14 protein-coding genes are annotated in these 15,857 nt (G+C 55.7%); 8 read left to right on the top strand and 6 right to left on the bottom strand.

The genetic code is table 11. The annotated features are described in order from the left end of the window. Nucleotides 1-42: 42 nt before the first annotated feature. The 3 genes from GBC55_RS06145 to GBC55_RS06135 all read right to left on the bottom strand — a co-directional run bounded on the left by GBC55_RS06145 (nucleotide 43) and on the right by GBC55_RS06135 (nucleotide 2,060). Complete coding sequence (locus GBC55_RS06145; protein ID WP_162436331.1) at nucleotides 43-360, bottom strand: transcriptional regulator; 318 nt, start codon at nucleotides 358-360, stop codon at nucleotides 43-45. A gap of 129 nt (nucleotides 361-489) precedes the next feature. After that, entirely contained in the window at nucleotides 490-726 is a 237-nt protein-coding gene (locus GBC55_RS06140; RefSeq protein WP_162436332.1) for a glutaredoxin family protein, read from the bottom strand. Between the two features lie 125 nt (nucleotides 727-851). After that, nucleotides 852-2,060 (bottom strand): ammonium transporter, encoded by a 1,209-nt coding sequence (locus GBC55_RS06135; protein WP_162436333.1) that lies wholly within the window; start codon nucleotides 2,058-2,060, stop codon nucleotides 852-854. Nucleotides 2,061-2,363: 303 nt separating this feature from the next. Here GBC55_RS06135 and GBC55_RS06130 point away from each other — a divergent pair, with 303 nt between their 5' ends. The 4 genes from GBC55_RS06130 to GBC55_RS06115 all read left to right on the top strand — a co-directional run bounded on the left by GBC55_RS06130 (nucleotide 2,364) and on the right by GBC55_RS06115 (nucleotide 4,691). Continuing rightward, nucleotides 2,364-2,678: a YqjD family protein gene (locus tag GBC55_RS06130; RefSeq protein WP_162436334.1), complete on the top strand. Its 315-nt coding sequence runs from the start codon at nucleotides 2,364-2,366 to the stop codon at nucleotides 2,676-2,678. 1 nt (nucleotide 2,679) lies between these two features. Further along, entirely contained in the window at nucleotides 2,680-3,069 is a 390-nt protein-coding gene (locus GBC55_RS06125; RefSeq protein ID WP_162436335.1) for a phage holin family protein, read from the top strand. Then, nucleotides 3,066-3,407 (top strand): hypothetical protein, encoded by a 342-nt coding sequence (locus GBC55_RS06120; protein WP_162436336.1) that lies wholly within the window; start codon nucleotides 3,066-3,068, stop codon nucleotides 3,405-3,407. The genes GBC55_RS06125 and GBC55_RS06120 overlap by 4 nt, the downstream gene beginning before the upstream one ends. A gap of 120 nt (nucleotides 3,408-3,527) precedes the next feature. Then, nucleotides 3,528-4,691 carry an EAL domain-containing protein gene (locus tag GBC55_RS06115; protein ID WP_162436337.1) on the top strand — a complete coding sequence of 388 codons (1,164 nt, stop codon included), beginning with the start codon at nucleotides 3,528-3,530 and terminating at the stop codon, nucleotides 4,689-4,691. A 45-nt stretch (nucleotides 4,692-4,736) separates the two neighbouring features. Here GBC55_RS06115 and GBC55_RS06110 read toward each other — a convergent pair whose 3' ends face one another. Next, a complete protein-coding gene (locus GBC55_RS06110; protein ID WP_235992926.1) occupies nucleotides 4,737-6,098 on the bottom strand; it encodes a deoxyguanosinetriphosphate triphosphohydrolase in 1,362 nt (453 codons plus the stop codon). Between the two features lie 375 nt (nucleotides 6,099-6,473). On the opposite strand from GBC55_RS06110, the gene GBC55_RS06105 reads away from it, so the two are divergent. The 4 genes from GBC55_RS06105 to GBC55_RS06090 all read left to right on the top strand — a co-directional run bounded on the left by GBC55_RS06105 (nucleotide 6,474) and on the right by GBC55_RS06090 (nucleotide 14,392). Beyond that, on the top strand, nucleotides 6,474-6,866 hold the full coding sequence (locus GBC55_RS06105) for a response regulator (RefSeq protein ID WP_162436338.1): 393 nt from the start codon (nucleotides 6,474-6,476) through the stop codon (nucleotides 6,864-6,866). 251 nt (nucleotides 6,867-7,117) lie between these two features. Next, nucleotides 7,118-7,744, top strand: a complete 627-nt coding sequence (locus tag GBC55_RS06100) for a response regulator transcription factor (RefSeq protein ID WP_162436339.1) — start codon at nucleotides 7,118-7,120, stop codon at nucleotides 7,742-7,744. 8 nt (nucleotides 7,745-7,752) lie between these two features. After that, nucleotides 7,753-11,394 carry a transporter substrate-binding domain-containing protein gene (locus tag GBC55_RS06095; protein ID WP_162436340.1) on the top strand — a complete coding sequence of 1,214 codons (3,642 nt, stop codon included), beginning with the start codon at nucleotides 7,753-7,755 and terminating at the stop codon, nucleotides 11,392-11,394. A gap of 49 nt (nucleotides 11,395-11,443) precedes the next feature. Beyond that, complete coding sequence (locus GBC55_RS06090; RefSeq protein ID WP_162436341.1) at nucleotides 11,444-14,392, top strand: HD domain-containing phosphohydrolase; 2,949 nt, start codon at nucleotides 11,444-11,446, stop codon at nucleotides 14,390-14,392. Here GBC55_RS06090 and GBC55_RS06085 read toward each other — a convergent pair whose 3' ends face one another. Further along, nucleotides 14,393-14,875, bottom strand: coding sequence for a GAF domain-containing protein (locus GBC55_RS06085; protein WP_162436342.1), 483 nt, complete (start codon nucleotides 14,873-14,875; stop codon nucleotides 14,393-14,395). Next, a complete protein-coding gene (locus GBC55_RS06080) occupies nucleotides 14,872-15,762 on the bottom strand; it encodes an ATP-binding protein (protein ID WP_162436343.1) in 891 nt (296 codons plus the stop codon). Before GBC55_RS06080 ends, GBC55_RS06085 begins: the two co-directional genes overlap by 4 nt. Between the last annotated feature and the right edge of the window lie 95 nt (nucleotides 15,763-15,857).

Below are 15,857 nucleotides of genomic sequence, written 5' to 3'. Positions count from 1 at the left end.
GCATTATCCAGCAGCTGCTCATACGAACCTAGTGGAGAATCCCTACGCAGGTATCTGCGCACGAGCTGCCGCCTCAGTGAATTCCTTGAGCCAGCGCAATACATCAACGGCCTCCCAGCGACCGGGATCGTAAAGCGCGTACATCAATCCCTGATACCCCACGACATCCAGTTGCCGGTGGTAACCGGCACGCTGGAACAATGCCTCGATTTCGGCGAAGCACGTATTGAAATGCAACTTGTTGAACGGGGTTTTCCCTTCCGTGACCAGGCCGTCCAGGCGCAATTCGAGGACCGCCTCGCGCACGACATCCGCCGACATTCGGTTCACGCTGTTCTTCAATTGTTCGACATTGACCATGACTCATCCTCTGACTCGCGGGATCGTCCCGCAAGACAGGCGACCCGAATAACTGTACAGGCATACAGTAACCGAATCACCGTCCATTCGCCAATGGATCAGACACTGACCGCGACGGATGGGAAAGAATCAGCGCAGGAAAGCCACGACCTGCTCGGCATCGAATGGCCAGTCGAGCTCGGCACCGGTATCAAGACGGCGCAGGACCGGAATACGCAAACCGTAGTCTTCGATCCAATCTTCGTTTTCCGCAATATCCACCAACTCGACCATCAAACCGTGCTCGACCAAGGGCATCAGTTCTTCTTCGGCCAGTTCACAGAGATGGCAACCCAGGGTGCCGAACAGCTGACATTCAGGAGGCATGACTACAAGTCTCGGCAAAGTAGAGGTTCATTCTAGGCCCGCGATAAAAAGCAGTCGAGACGACGGCTCAAGCTACCGCGCAATGGCCGTTGCGCAAGCGCTCTGCGATCCGCCGCCGACCCTGATCAGTCCTGACTGACAGCGCCGATCTTGTGCACCGACAAATCCGCGCCGTAATACTCCTCTTCCTGGCTCAGGCGCAGTCCATGAAGCGCCTTGATCACGCCATAGACCGTAAACCCGCCGACCAGCGCCACGACCACGCCGAGCGAGGTCCCGATCAATTGGCTGATCAGGCTGACACCGCCCAGTCCGCCCAATGCGCTCTGCCCGAAAATGCCGCAGGCAATCCCGCCCCAGACACCGCACAGACCATGCAGGGGCCATACACCCAGCACATCGTCGATGTGCCATTTGCCTTGAGCAGCGGTGAAGCACCAGACAAACATTGCCCCCGCTATCGCGCCCGTAATCAATGCGCCCACCGGGTGCATCAGATCGGAGCCGGCGCAGATGGCCACAAGTCCGGCCAGCGGACCGTTATGCAAAAAGCCCGGGTCATTGCGTCCGACGATCAATGCGGCCACGGTGCCGCCCACCATGGCCATCAGCGAATTCACCGCGACCAGGCCGCTGACGCCTTGCAGGGTTTGCGCGCTCATGACGTTGAACCCGAACCAGCCAACGATCAGAATCCACGAGCCCAGCGCCAGAAAGGGAATGCTCGAGGGTGCGAATGCCACCAGGCGTCCGTCGCGATAGCGCCCTTGCCTCGGGCCAAGCAGCAACACGGCCGCCAGCGCCAGCCAGCCGCCCATGGCGTGCACGACCACCGAGCCCGCAAAGTCGTGGAAACCGGCGCCGAAACTCGCCAGTAACCACGCCTGAAACCCGTAATTTCCGTTCCAGACCATGCCTTCGAAAAAAGGGTAGATGAACGCGACGATCAACGCCGTCGCGCACAGCTGCGGGACGAACCGGGCACGTTCGGCAATGCCGCCGGAAATAATCGCCGGTATCGCCGCCGCAAAGGTCAGCAGGAAGAAAAACTTTACCAGGCCATACCCGTGGTCGGCAGTAAGCACCGCCGCCGGTTGCATGAACGTCACCCCATATGAAATCCAATAGCCTATAAAGAAGTAGGCCAATGTCGAAATCGCGAAGTCACTGAGGATTTTCGATAGCGCATTGACCTGGTTCTTTTGTCGAACCGTGCCAACTTCGAGGAAGGCAAATCCGGCGTGCATCGCCAGCACCATGACCGCGCCGATTAGAATGAACAGCGTATTGGAGCTGTGAACCAGACCGTCCACAGCGCTTTGCAAATTTTCCATGGGTTGGCAGACCTGAAGGCTAAAAAAGCACCAAAGCAGTTCGCGCAGACAATTCGTGCACCAAGTTGCGACTCAACGAGTCTTCATAGAGGACCTCGAGAGCCGCTTTGGCGCACAAGGCCGGAACCTTTGCGCGCGTTTTCGTTATTTGAGATAAGGTTTCGCCCCAATCATGCTCACCAACAGCGCGATAGCGCAGACTGGCGCACCAACTAATAGCAAAAGCTGTACCAGTGATTTGTACTGAACCTTCGCGCAAGGCTCATACTCGAACGCAACAGAAGCCACTTACGGAGATCACCAATGGCCAGCATCAAGGCAAAGACTGCTCAAGAAATCCTGATGAACGATTTTCAGACCCTGGTGCACGATACCGAGCGGTTGCTCGAACACACCGCCTCCCTGGCCGGTGACCAAGCCGATGAGCTGCGTGACCAGATTCACGACAGTCTTTTGCGTGCACGGGAAACCTTGAAGCTGACTGAAGATTCACTGCGCGAGCGTGGTGCGGCTGCTGTGACCGCTACGGAAGATTATGTTCAGGCCAACCCTTGGCAATCGGTCGGTATTGCGGCCGGCGTGGGTTTCCTGATTGGCCTGCTGGCCACTCGGCGCTGATATGGCAATCGGCGAATCCGGCTCGTCGGCGACGGGCCCAAGCTCCTCACCGCGGCGCCTCGGTGCCGCTTTCCTTGGACTGCTGCACAGCCATGTCGAGCTATTCGGCATTGAACTGCAGGAGCAGAAAGCACGCACAGTAAGCCTGTTGCTGTTCGCAGGCCTGTCGCTGGTTTTTGCCTTGCTGTTGCTGGTGGGACTGTCGACGCTAGTAATGATCCTGTTCTGGGACACGTACCGCCTGCCTGCCATCATTGGACTTTGTGTGTTCTATACCTTGGCAGCAATCTTCTGTGCGATGCGTTTGAAAGCGGCGATTTTCGACGAGTCCTCGCCTTTCCACGGCACGCTTGAAGAGTTGGCCAACGATCGGGAGCGCCTGCTGCCATGAGCCTGCCTGAACTGCCTCATAACAACTCGCGCACAGAAATGCGCAAGGCCCTGATCCGCCTGCGTATGGAAATGCACCGGCAGGAAATTCGTCATGAATCCCAACAATTGCTGCAGCCTTTGCAGCGCGTAAGAGGAATGACGCAGAGCCTGCAAGGTGGTTTCGGCATCAAGCACGCCCCGCTATGGGGCGTGGCGGCCGTCACACTGTTGGGTTTTCTGACGGGCAAAGGCGCCAAGAGCGGCGGAACCAGCAGCGTGACCCGTCTGGTTCGACTGGGTGCCACATTGGGGCCGCTGATCAAGCTTGTCATGCAAGGCTCATCGCGCAGGCCTTGATGCCATCATCTGGCTGCATTCTTGCAACATCACAGGATTGAACCTCTTTATCGAGAGGTTTAATCCTGTGTGCCTACCCTGTGCCCAGGTATCAAAACAATACTTTACTAAGGAGGCCTCGTGATCGACGGGCAACCGCTCGCCTGCTTTCAGCCGTTCATCGATACCGCCACTGGCCGCATAGCAGGTGTCGAAGCCTTGGGTAGACTGCGTCATCCGGACGGTCATCTTGCCTCGGTTGGCCCCTTGTTTGCCGATCCCCGAACACCTGCCATCGCTCTGCGACGACTCGATCGCCACATCCGTGAAAATGCCCTGAGCCGCCTGCACGAAGCGCCGGCGGACTGGTTTCTCAGCCTGAACATGTCGCCGCGGTGGATCAATCGCCTGCGCCCGGATCAGTCGCTCCCAAGCCTTAAACAACTCGTCCGATACGACGTCGACCCGCGTCGCATCGTTTTCGAGATCACCGAATTGGGTGGAAACATCCAGCGATTGGCAGACGTCGTTGCCCGCTATCGGCAGGCGGGTGCCCGAATTGCCATCGATGATTTCGGTGCCGGGTACTCTCAGCTGGATCGAGTACTGGCGTTGCAACCGGACATTCTCAAACTGGACATGCGCCTGTTCCAAGCCGCCGCATTAGGTGGCCCCAGCAGTGACGTGGTTAAAGCTCTGGCGCAAATGGCGGAAAAAACGGGTTGCTGGATCATTGCAGAAGGGGTGGAGACCGACGCTCAGCTGAATTTTGCCCTGGAGTGCGGTTCGCGCTACGTACAGGGTTTTCTGTTCGCCCGGGCCGAAGAAGAGTTTTTTGCAACCGAGGCCTTTGTGAGGCAATTCGCTCAACTTCGCCAGCGTTACGTTCAACAAAAACTGAGCGAACGCGGTCGTCTGATGATCATGCGCCAACAGCTCAGCGAATTGATGTCCATTCTGCAGGCCTGGGCACACGCCCGTGCGCCGCTTAGCGCATTACCACAGCTGGATGCGTTCCCTTGGCTGTTGCGCTTTTATCAATGTGACCGCCACGGCACGCAGCTGACGCCGAACCTCGAATGGCGAAACAACGGCTGGGAATCTGACAATCTCTACCTGGGTCATAATTGGTCATGGCGTCCCTACTTCTACCACTTGCTGGCGGAAGGTTGGGACGAGCGCCGGTTGACGCTTTCCAACACTTATCGCGATGCCACCACGAACCAGTACTGCCTAACGGCCGGGCAGTTTTTCGATAACGGCGAGCGGCTGTTACTGATTGATATCGATGCTGTCGGACTGTAGCGAGCTGGACGCCTTAAAAGCCCTAAAAATAAAAACTCCCTACCTTCAACGATCTCCGCCCAAGCCATTAAATTGGCGAGCCAAGTGCATCGCGTAGTTATCCGTCATACCACTTACGTAATCCAGAACCTGCATGATTGCGCCGTACTCTTTGGAGACACCTGACTGACTCTCCAGATTTTTCAGGTCCAGTCCGAAAAGCTCTACCACCCTGCGGGTCTTGGAATCAGCGACACCACCCTTTCTGACATACTCCAAGGCAGCAGAGCAACTCACATTGAGCAAGGTAGAGAGGGTGCTATAAGCCCCGATTTCCAACTCAACCTTACGCGGATGCTGAAAGATCTCATCTCGGGCAAGACCTTTGGCGGCGGATACACAGTCACGCACGTTCCTGTCACACAGATCCAGGATGCCTAACACTTTGCCGGTCATGATGTCGTTATGGTTATTCATGAAAGCAGCCGCTCCAGCATCTACAAAAGCTGAAATGACCTTTCCACGAACCATGGAAAGCCTACGCCCCACTTTCATACCCTGGATTTCTTTAACCAGCTGATTCTTTTGATGATCATCGAGGACCAGGCACAGAATCTCAAAGACCTTATCCCATTCAAGGATCCCCATCTCTACGCCATCTTCCAGATCAAGAATGGCGTAGCAAAAGTCATCGGAGACTTCCATCAAATTAGCCAGTGGATGTCGGCATCGCCATCCATCACCCAACTTCAACAAACCAGTCGCATCAGCGACTTCATTAAACAAATCCAACTCAGAACAGTAAATACCGTATTTGTTCTCGATAGGCCTCTGCTTGTTAACAGCATCACCCGCCAGCCAGGGGTATTTAATGAACGCCCCCAGTGACGCGTAAGTCAGGCGCATACCCCCTTCATAAGGATGATATTCCGAGGTCGTTAAAACCCTGAACCCTTGGGCATTACCTTCAAATCTACGCAAATCAGTAGCTTCGTGGAATGGCAAGTGTTCAATTAACTTCGCCCCCACATCATTGGAGAACCAGTGACGAATGGCTTCTTCACCTGTATGCCCGAATGGAGGGTTACCGATATCATGCGCGAGACAAGCAGTCTGGACAATATCACCAATATCAGACGCTGAATGTTGTTCAGGGATAAGTCTTTCATTCAGAAGTTCCTGGCCTACTCTGACTCCCAGCGTCCGACCCACACAAGCCACCTCCAAGCTGTGCGTGAGGCGATTATGAACATGATCATTAGTGGCAAGAGGGTGCACCTGAGTTTTTCTTGCGAGACGTCTGAACGCACCGGAGAAAATAACCTTGTCATGGTCTGAGTGGAAAGGTGACCGGCCCAGCTCGGATTTAGGCGGCCGACCGCCAAGACGGGTGTTATTCAGCAACTTGTCCCAGCTCATTCTTTCCATGCTCGCCTCTCAAATCAGTTACATAACGCCCAATATAGCTCACTCACACCACATTTCAAAACACATTAACAAACACAAGCAACTTAAATCATCAGCAAAAAATTATTAATATTTTCACCTCATAATAATAAGCTTTAGAATTTCAATATTTTCTAAACACTCCCTCGAATAGGGCACCCGTCATGCGAAGTGTGAGAAGGCGACAAAACAGTCATTTCACCCTTTGAAGTGGCTGATCTGCCTCTCCCAATCCAAAAGCCCTCAACGCACACGGAAATGCCCTACGCCGCATGTCGCGCTGGCTGATCGATTGCAGTTAAGTACTGCGAAATAATCACGCTCCGTCTGCTCGTCGGATCAAGTGTGAGTAGTCCCATGAATAAAAAAAATTTACGCATCTTGGTAGTGGAAGATCATCCCTTTCAGCTTAGAGCGATTCAATGTTTGTTGGAAAGTTATGGCTTCAGTCAAATCACCCTCACCGACAGCGCGGCAGGCGCGATGCAAAAGATGCTCGGAGTGTCGCACCCTTTTGATATTCTGCTGTGTGATCAATGTCTGCCTGATCTGTCCGGCCTGGACCTGATAAAAATGGCGAGCGACTTAAACCTGATCAGCCACGCTATCCTGCTCAGTAGTCTGACACCCATTGAACTGGACGAACTTGCCAAAGAAGCCAACACTCTGAAAATTCCACTCCTGGGTTGTTTACAGAAACCTTTGAAACAATTAGAACTTAGAAACCTGTTGACCTTTGCATACTTATAAAACATTCAAGCAGACACTCTGAAAAACTATTTCACATCAGTTTTTCAACCCCACAACCTCACCACGACCAACGCACTCAACCCACTAAAACTGTATCTACATCAATGAAAAAACCAGTTGACGCGTAGTCTATTTCTTATTCCCACGTAGGAATTATCTGATATTAACCCTGTAGGTCTACCGGTTCATGCGACACCCAGACTATCTGAGCTAAGGTGCGCGCTTTATTTGCGCTCGTATGGGATTTGATTATGAACTCCGTTTTTATTGTCGACGACCACCCTGTTATTCGTCTCGCTGTCCGAATGTTACTGGAGCATGAAAACTTCAAGGTTGTCGGTGAAACAGATAATGGGGTCGACGCCATGCAGATGATTCGCGAATGCGTACCCGACCTGGTGATTCTTGATATCAGCATTCCCAAGTTGGACGGGCTTGAGATTCTTACCCGTCTCAACGCGATGAACTCGCAGACAAAGACGTTAGTACTCACAGCACAAGATCCGACTCTTTTCGGAATTCGCTGCATGCAATCTGGAGCTTCTGGATATGTTTGCAAACAAGAAGCCCTGAGTGAACTGGTCAGCGCCATTAAAGCCGTATTGTCAGGTTACAACTACTTCCCAAGCGCAGCCTTGAATCCGGTTCGCTGTGATGATGTACGTTACGCCGAACTCGAACTCTTCAAATCAGTCAATGATCGTGAATTGATGGTGCTGCAACTTTTCGCCCAAGGTCGTACCAACAAGGAAATAGCCAAGGGCATGTTTTTGAGCAACAAGACTGTCAGTACTTATAAAAAACGACTCATGCAGAAACTCAAAGCCAAATCCCTGGTAGAACTCATCGAGATGGCAAAACGTAACGCGTTAGTGTGAGAGACAGGATGCCTAGTCGCACAAAGCAATTTTGGGGATGGATGAGCGCAAGTTTATGCCTGATCACCTCAGTCCACGCAGCACAGCCCGAAAGTGAGGGGTATACGCTACTTAGTCGAACTCTGCCTGGACACCTGCAAGTCCAGTTGGATAGCTCACAACAAGCGTGGGCTGGCAGTAGAACGCAACTCGTCCTCGGGACATCAGCCCCCGACTATCCACCCTTCGATCTGACCATCAGCAGCCACGAATATGAAGGGTTCACTGCCGACTATGCAGGTCTTCTCAGCGAAACGACGGGCCTGCCGATTGAGGTCAAACGCTACGCTTCCCGGGGCGATGCAATCGAGGCACTGGAAAAGGGTGACATCGATCTGCTCGGTACCTCGAACGGGTTCGAGGCGCAAAACACTGACGTCGTACTGTCCATTCCATACGCGGTCGATCAACCGGTACTGGTGACCCGGGAAGGAGAAACAAGATCCCTTGCCGAAGGACTCGCCGGTCTGCGGTTGAGTATGGTTTACCACTATCTGCCAATGGATGAAGTGAAAGCGTTGTACCCTAATGCCATCATCACATCCTTTCCTTCATTTCAGAATGCAATCAACACTGTAGCCTTCGAACAGGCGGACGTCTTTCTCGGCGACGCCATCTCAACCCATTACATGATCAACAAGGGCTACCTCAACAACCTGCGCATGGCCAACTTCGGTAAACATGAAGCGCACGGATTCAGCTTTGCGGTCCACAAGAACAACCCGCAACTGCTCGGCATCATCAATACGATACTCACTGCCATTCCGAGCAGCGAGCGAGAGAACATTGCCAAGCGCTGGGGCGCAGGCAGTGACATTCTCCTCACCGATCACAATTTGCAGCTCACGGATCGGGAAAAAACCTGGTTGGCACAACATCCTGTGGTGCGCGTGGTGGTCAACGAGGCATACGCGCCGCTGTCATTCTTCGACAGCAATGGAAACTTGCGCGGAGTCACCGCAGACCTGCTTGATCTGATCAGAATGCGCACCGGCTTGCGCTTTGATATCCAGGGCAGCCGCAACGATGGCGAGATGATCAAAAAAATCAGCGACGGCCAGGCTGATCTGGTCACCGCCCTACTTCCCAGCGCCCAGCGTGAAACTTCTCTGAACTTCACCCGCCCATTCCTGCAGAATTCCTTTGTGCTGTTGACACGAAAAGCGGTCGACAGCCCGACCCAACTTGAGCAAATGCAAGGTAAACGCCTGACGATCGCCCAGGGCAATCCGTTGGTGGAGTACCTGCGTCGTGACTTCCCCGGGATCACATTGATCGAAACCCCCGACACGTTCAGCGCCGTTGAAATGCTGGCCGAAGGGCAGGCAGACGGGACAGTGAACTCATTGGTGATCGCCAACTACTTCATCGCCTCGCGAATCTTCGAACACCCTTTGCAAATCAGCACCACCATCGGCACCCGGCAGGCCGCGTTTTCACTGGCAACAGCCCGGGAATCCGAAGAACTCAACGCGATCCTGAACAAAGCACTACTGAGCATCGCGCCGGATGAACTGGGCGTCATCAACAGCCGGTGGCGTGGCTATTCGGCCTCAACACAAAGCGCCTGGCGCAATTATCACCGGCTGTTCTATCAAATCGTCATCGGTGCCGGCGTGCTGCTGATGATTTCCGTTGCCTGGAACGCGTACATGCGCCGTCAGATAAAGCAGCGTCAGGCTGCCGAGCGCGCATTGAACGACCAGTTCGAATTCATGCGCTCGCTGGTCAACGGAACCCCTCATCCGATCTATGTGCGTGATCGCCAAGGCTTGCTGCAAAGCTGCAATGACAGCTACCTCGAAGCTTTCAACGCAAAGCGCGAAGACGTCATCGGTAAAAGTGTCATGCAGGGCAACCTGAGCAATGCATTTGAGGCACAGGAGTATCAGGCCGACTACCAGCGTGTCGTGGCACAAGGCACGCCGCTGGTGGTCGACCGCGAACTGCATATCGGCGGTCGCCGGCTGACGATTTACCACTGGGTTCTGCCCTATCGCGACTCGAGCGGCGAGGTGCAGGGCATCATTGGTGGCTGGATCGACATCAGCGACCGACGACAACTGTTCGATGATCTGCGCTACGCCAAAGAACGTGCTGATGAAGCAAACAGGGCCAAGAGCACCTTTCTGGCGACCATGAGCCATGAAATCCGCACCCCGATGAACGCGGTCATCGGCATGCTCGAGCTGACGCTAAAGCGGATCGAGCAGGATCATCCTGATCGTCCGGCCATCGATGTGGCCTACAACTCGGCGAGGGATTTGCTGGCATTGATAGGCGATATTCTCGATATCGCCCGCATTGAATCCGGACACCTGAGCCTGAGCCCGGAGCGCGTGAACCTGCGAGAAATCGTCGCGTCGGTGGTCAGGATCTTCGATGGACTGGCTCACCAGAAAAATCTCGAACTGTTGCTGGATTACCACCCCGCCAATCCGGAAATCGATGTTGTGCTGGACCCGATGCGCTTCAAGCAGGTGTTGTCCAATCTGATCAGCAACGCCATCAAATTTACGGATCACGGCCAGGTCAGGATCATCGTCATCCTCCAGCCGAGCGGCCCTGACGAGGTACGGATGCACTTGAGTGTCGAGGACAGCGGCATTGGCATCAGCGAAGAGGATCAGCAGCGATTGTTCGAGCCTTTTGCCCAGGCAGACAATTGCGCACAGGCCGGCCGGGTTGGCGCAGGGTTGGGGCTGATGATCAGCCGCAGCCTGTGTGAAATGATGGGCGGCAGTCTGCAATTGAGCAGCCAGCCGGGCGCGGGGACACAAGTTCGGGTTTTGCTGCGTCTCGCCACACTGGTACAGGAGCAGGTCGTGGAGCCGGTCGTCGAGGCACCCCAAGCCACGAGAATGCCCTTGAACGTTCTGGTGGTAGATGACCACCCGGCCAATCGCTTGCTCATGTGCCAGCAACTGGAATTCCTGGGGCACCGTTTCAGCGTCGCAGAGGATGGTGAAGCAGCGCTCGAAGCATGGAAGTCCGAGCCTTTCGACCTGGTCATCGCCGATTGCAACATGCCAGTCATGAACGGTTATGAGCTGGTCCGCGCCATCCGCCGCGAAGAACAGCGCGCGCACCGCTCGCCCGTCATCGTTCTGGGATTTACCGCCAACGCACAGCCGGAAGAAATTGAACGCTGCAAACAGGCCGGTATGGACGATTGCCTGTTCAAGCCGCTGACACTGACGGCATTGAGCCAATGGGTCGAAGGCATCAGTCCCGCGTTTAGCAGTGCAGCGTTCAGTATCGAAGGGCTGCAACAACTGACGGGGGGGAACCCTGCGATGAGCTTGCGATTACTGACTGAACTGCTCAGGAGCAATCGCCTCGACCGAGAAGAATTGCTGGGTTTAACCCGGTCTGGTGACCTTCAGTCATTTCTCGATATCGCCCACAAAATCAAGGGTGCTGCCCGAATTGTCCAGGCTACCCGCCTGATCGACAGCTGCGAATCGCTGGAAGAAGCCATTCATCAAGCCTTTCAACCTGACGTAGTGACCGATTGCATCCTGGCGATGGAGCGCGCCATGCTCGAACTTGACCAGGCGTTGCAACACCAAATAAGGCAGCACGACAACAGCACAATGGTGGAGCGTTAACTATGCTTGGACGCTGAGCAGTGAGTTAAACCTTTTGGAGAGATTGGCAATGCCCAGCCCACTGCGCCCGGACCCGCGACGATTCCCCCTGCATGTCCATATCAGCGTGATGTTCACGTTCCTCCTACTGCTCACAGGCGTGGTGCTTGGCCTTTTCAATTACCACCAAACCACTCAGATCATTCTTTCGAGCAGTGAAAGGCTATTTGAACGTATCGAGCAAGACGTTCGCACGGATCTGAGTACCACGTATCAACCCATCCGCCATTTGTTAAGTCTGCTGGCGGACAACCCGGCGACCCAGACGGCCGATCTTGGGCAGCGCCTGGCATTGCTCAAGCCTTTCAGCCAGTCGCTCAAGGACAACCCAAACCTGGCGTCGCTGTATTTAGGCTATGCCAACGGTGATTTCTTTATGGTGCGCCCTCTGCGCGCACCCGACCTCAAAGCGCTCATCAAGGCGCCAGAGGCCGCGGCGTTTCAGGTATGGAGCATTGAGCGACACCTGACTGACAGCCAGGCCCGCTCCCAGTCGCTGTTTTTCGATCTGGACCTCAAACTCATCTCCCGTCAGGACAATCCTGAAGAGTCTTACGACCCGCGAACCCGCGGCTGGTTTTCCAGCGCTCTCGCCGGCCAGGAACAGATCACCACCAAACCCTATATTTTCTTCTCCACGCACAATATCGGCACCACGCTGGCGTTGCGCAGTGGTGAAAACGCAGTCTTGGGAGCGGACCTGACCCTGGCCGAACTGTCGGCGACCCTGGCCAAGCATGTCGTGACGCCCAGCACTGAAATCGTGCTATTCGACGCCGAAGGCAACGCCATTGCGTATCCCGACAGCAGCAGATTAATCACCAATGATCAAACCGCGCATTTGATCAAAGCAGCGGATTTAAGCCCCAGCCTCGGCGCATTGCTCAACAATCCCTCCAGAGGCAACCGGCTGGACGTCGCTGGACGGCAATGGATTGCAGCGCGCAGCAGCATGCAGGAAGGAGGCCCCGAAGGATTGCAACTGGCCTTGCTGGTGCCCGAGGACGAGCTGCTCGTGGATGCTTATCGCATGCGCTGGCAAGGCGCGCTGGTGACCCTGGCCACGCTGCTGTTATGCCTGCCGCTGGGCTGGCTCACCTCAAGAGTTCTGGTCAAACCCCTGCGTGCGCTGGTGCAGGAAGCCGATGCCATCCGCAGTTTCGACTTCAACTTTCCTGCCGGCAAGGGCTCTCCGGTCCTTGAGGTGGACCAGTTGAGTGTGTCGATGGCGCGCATGAAAGACACCTTGTCGAGCTTCTTCCAGATCACCGATAGCCTCAGCGCCGAGACCCGCTTCGCGCCGTTGTTGCAGCGGGTGCTGTTCGAGACGGTGAAAATCGGTCAGGCCCAGGCCGGCTTGATCTACCTGCGGGAGAACGATGGCGATCGACTCGAGCCCCACGGACTGGTCATCAACGATACTTCGCAGGCGTTGCCATCCTTCGGTATTCAGGGACACGATCCCCAGTCTTTACAAAGCCCCGCATGGCTACGGCAACTCGCGCAGGCCAACACGCTCGTGACCAGCCTTGGTTACGAAGAAGCCGGTGATCTGAGCAAGGTGCTACTGGCGATGGAATGCCCTCGGGTACATCTGATCGGCATTCGGCTGCACAACCGTCACAACGAAACCGTCGGCTTGCTCATCCTGTTGTTGGCAGACAGTGGCAACCAGAGCGATCTGGAAAAGCTTCGCCCGGACCGCATCGCGTTTCTTCAGGCCGTTTCCGGTGCGGCGGCGGTATGCATTGAAAGCCAACGCCTGCAAACCAGGCAAAAACAACTGCTGGACTCATTTATCCAGCTATTGGCCGGCGCGATCGACGCCAAGAGCCCTTACACCGGCGGACACTGCCAGAGGGTGCCGGCACTGACCCTGATGCTTGCTCATGCGGCGGCTGCCAGCGAGGCACCGGCGTTCAGCGACTATCAACCGAGTGAAGATGAATGGGAGGCGCTGCACATCGCCGCTTGGCTGCATGACTGCGGCAAGGTCACCACGCCGGAATATGTGGTGGATAAAGCGACGAAACTGGAAACCCTGAACGACCGAATCCACGAAATTCGCACCCGTTTCGAAGTGCTCAAGCGCGATGCCTGGATCAGTTACTGGCAAGCCATCGCCCTGGGCGGAGACGAGCAACAACTGGCCAAGCTGCGCGATGCGAGTCTGGCGGCGCTGGATGATGATTTTGCATTTGTTGCCCGCTGCAACCTGGGCGGTGAGGCGATGGCAGAAGCGGATCTGCAACGGCTTGGCAAAGTGGCGCAACGCAACTGGACGAGAACGCTGGATGATCGGCAGGGGGTTTCCTGGGAGGAAAACCGGCGCCAGGCACGAACGCCGGCACCGAGCCTGCCGGTCAGCGAACCGTTGCTGGCGGACAAGCCCGAGCACCTGCTCGAACGCGCCGACAGCGAATTGATCCCCCCGGACAATCCGTGGGGGTTCAAGCTCGATGTGCCGCCTTACAAGTACAACCGGGGGGAACTCTACAATCTGAGCATTGCCCGAGGCACGCTGACCCGCGAGGAGCGTTACATCATCAATCATCACATGGTGCAGACGATCCTGATGCTCAGCCACCTGCCCTTCCCTGGTCACCTCGGCAACGTGGCGGAGATCGCGGGCGGTCACCACGAGAAAATGGACGGCACAGGCTATCCCAAACAGTTGAAGCGCGAAGAAATGAGCCTGCCGGCACGGATGATGGCGATAGCTGATATTTTCGAAGCCCTGACCGCTGCCGATCGCCCTTATAAAAAGGCCAAGTCCTTGAGCGAAGCGTTGAGCATCATGGCAATGATGTGCCGTGACGCTCACATCGATCCGCAGTTGTTCGAGCTGTTTATCACTGCCGAAATATATCTGCGCTACGCCGACCAATTCCTCGACCCCAGGCAGATCGACGCAGTGGATCAGGCAAGCCTGCTGGCAAAGGCAGGCTTGCAAAGCTGATCAGCAGTCAGTCAGGCGCAGGAAAATCGCAGCCAACTGCTCGATGCCTGCCTGATCCTGGGCGGTAAAACGCGCAAGCTTTGGACTGTCGAGGTCAAGCACACCGATCATTCGGCCATCCTTGACCAGCGGCACCACCAATTCGCTGTTCGAGGCGCTGTCGCAAGCAATGTGCCCTGGGAACGCATGGACATCGTCTACCCGCTGCGTCTGCAACGTCGCTGCAGCCGCGCCGCACACGCCCCGGCCGAATGGAATCCGCACACAGGCGATCTGTCCCTGAAACGGGCCCAGTACCAACTCGTCGTTGCGATTAAGGTAGAAACCGGCCCAGTTCAAATCTTCCAGCTGATTGAACAGGAACGCCGAGAACTGCGCAGCGTTGGCAATGAAGTCCCGCTCATCCGCCAATAACGACTCCAGCTGCGCGTGCAGCATGCCGTAGCCTTCCAGCCCCTGGCCGCTTTGTTGTAAATCGATCATGCCTTGTGCTCCAACAGCTTGAGCCCGACCCAATAGCGGGCAAATTGATAGGCGCAACGGCCGTTGCGATTGCCCCGTCCCGTGGCCCAGCGGACGGCGAGAATCTCCAACTCTTCGTCGCGCTGCCACGCAAGCCCGGCCTTGCCGGCCAGTTGCCCGATCCAGTGCTCGACAACGTTGAGGAAGTGTTCCTGGGTAAAGGGATAAAACGACAACCAGAGGCCGAAACGATCCGACAGCGCGATCTTGTCTTCCACGGCTTCACTGGGATGCAGTTCGCCATCGACCCGCTTCCAGTTTTCGTTATCGCTTTCTTTTTCCGGCACCAGATGGCGACGGTTGGACGTGGCATACAGCAAGACATTATCCGGCGCCTGCTCGAGGGAACCGTCGAGCACGCTCTTGAGCACGCGGTAATCGCCCTCGCCCGATTCGAACGACAGGTCATCGCAGAACAACACGAAGCGCTGGGGCAGCTTGCCAATCTGTTCAACCACCCGAGGCAGGTCTGCCAGATGATCACGTTCGATCTCGATCAGCCGCAGCCCGTTACTCGCGTGCTCAGCCAGCAACGCACGGACCAGCGACGACTTGCCAGTGCCCCGCGAGCCCCAGAGCAGCGCATGGTTGGCGGGCATGCCATCAAGAAATTGTTGAGTGTTGCGCCCTAGCTGCTCCAGTTGCCGGTCGACACCGATGAGGTCGGACAAGCGCATATCGAGGCTGACTTCAAGCGGCAGCAAGAAACCGCTGCGCCCTTCCCGCTGCCAGCGCGCGGCGAGGCAGGTTGTCCAGTCGATGGCTGTCCGAGGGGTCGGCAGCAGCGGCTCGATACGGGCCAGAACGGCATCGGCGCGTTCAAGAAAAGCATTCAATCGGGAATCCACGTCTTCTCCTCGGGCTCGTTCACAGTAATGATGGCGTTACAGCGACCCAACACAGCGTCCGGTTTGCGGTTCAGCCCTGGTTCATAGGCTTGCGA

The organism is Pseudomonas sp. TNT3, assembly GCF_010095445.2.
Taxonomy (GTDB): Bacteria; Pseudomonadota; Gammaproteobacteria; order Pseudomonadales; family Pseudomonadaceae; genus Aquipseudomonas.
The sequence above is the reverse complement of the archived record's forward strand: the minus strand, read 5'-3'. Positions and strand labels throughout refer to the sequence as shown.

Bases quoted from the DNA above. Each gene is read 5' to 3' on its own strand.
- GBC55_RS06145 (WP_162436331.1), bottom strand. From the start codon at position 360: ATGGTCAATGTCGAACAATTGAAGAACAGCGTGAACCGAATGTCGGCG.
- GBC55_RS06140 (WP_162436332.1), bottom strand. From the start codon at position 726: ATGCCTCCTGAATGTCAGCTGTTCGGCACCCTGGGTTGCCATCTCTGT.
- GBC55_RS06135 (WP_162436333.1), bottom strand. From the start codon at position 2,060: ATGGAAAATTTGCAAAGCGCTGTGGACGGTCTGGTTCACAGCTCCAAT.
- GBC55_RS06130 (WP_162436334.1), top strand. From the start codon at position 2,364: ATGGCCAGCATCAAGGCAAAGACTGCTCAAGAAATCCTGATGAACGAT.
- GBC55_RS06125 (WP_162436335.1), top strand. From the start codon at position 2,680: ATGGCAATCGGCGAATCCGGCTCGTCGGCGACGGGCCCAAGCTCCTCA.
- GBC55_RS06120 (WP_162436336.1), top strand. From the start codon at position 3,066: ATGAGCCTGCCTGAACTGCCTCATAACAACTCGCGCACAGAAATGCGC.
- GBC55_RS06110 (WP_235992926.1), bottom strand. From the start codon at position 6,098: ATGGAAAGAATGAGCTGGGACAAGTTGCTGAATAACACCCGTCTTGGC.
- GBC55_RS06105 (WP_162436338.1), top strand. From the start codon at position 6,474: ATGAATAAAAAAAATTTACGCATCTTGGTAGTGGAAGATCATCCCTTT.
- GBC55_RS06100 (WP_162436339.1), top strand. From the start codon at position 7,118: ATGAACTCCGTTTTTATTGTCGACGACCACCCTGTTATTCGTCTCGCT.
- GBC55_RS06095 (WP_162436340.1), top strand. From the start codon at position 7,753: ATGCCTAGTCGCACAAAGCAATTTTGGGGATGGATGAGCGCAAGTTTA.
- GBC55_RS06090 (WP_162436341.1), top strand. From the start codon at position 11,444: ATGCCCAGCCCACTGCGCCCGGACCCGCGACGATTCCCCCTGCATGTC.
- GBC55_RS06085 (WP_162436342.1), bottom strand. From the start codon at position 14,875: ATGATCGATTTACAACAAAGCGGCCAGGGGCTGGAAGGCTACGGCATG.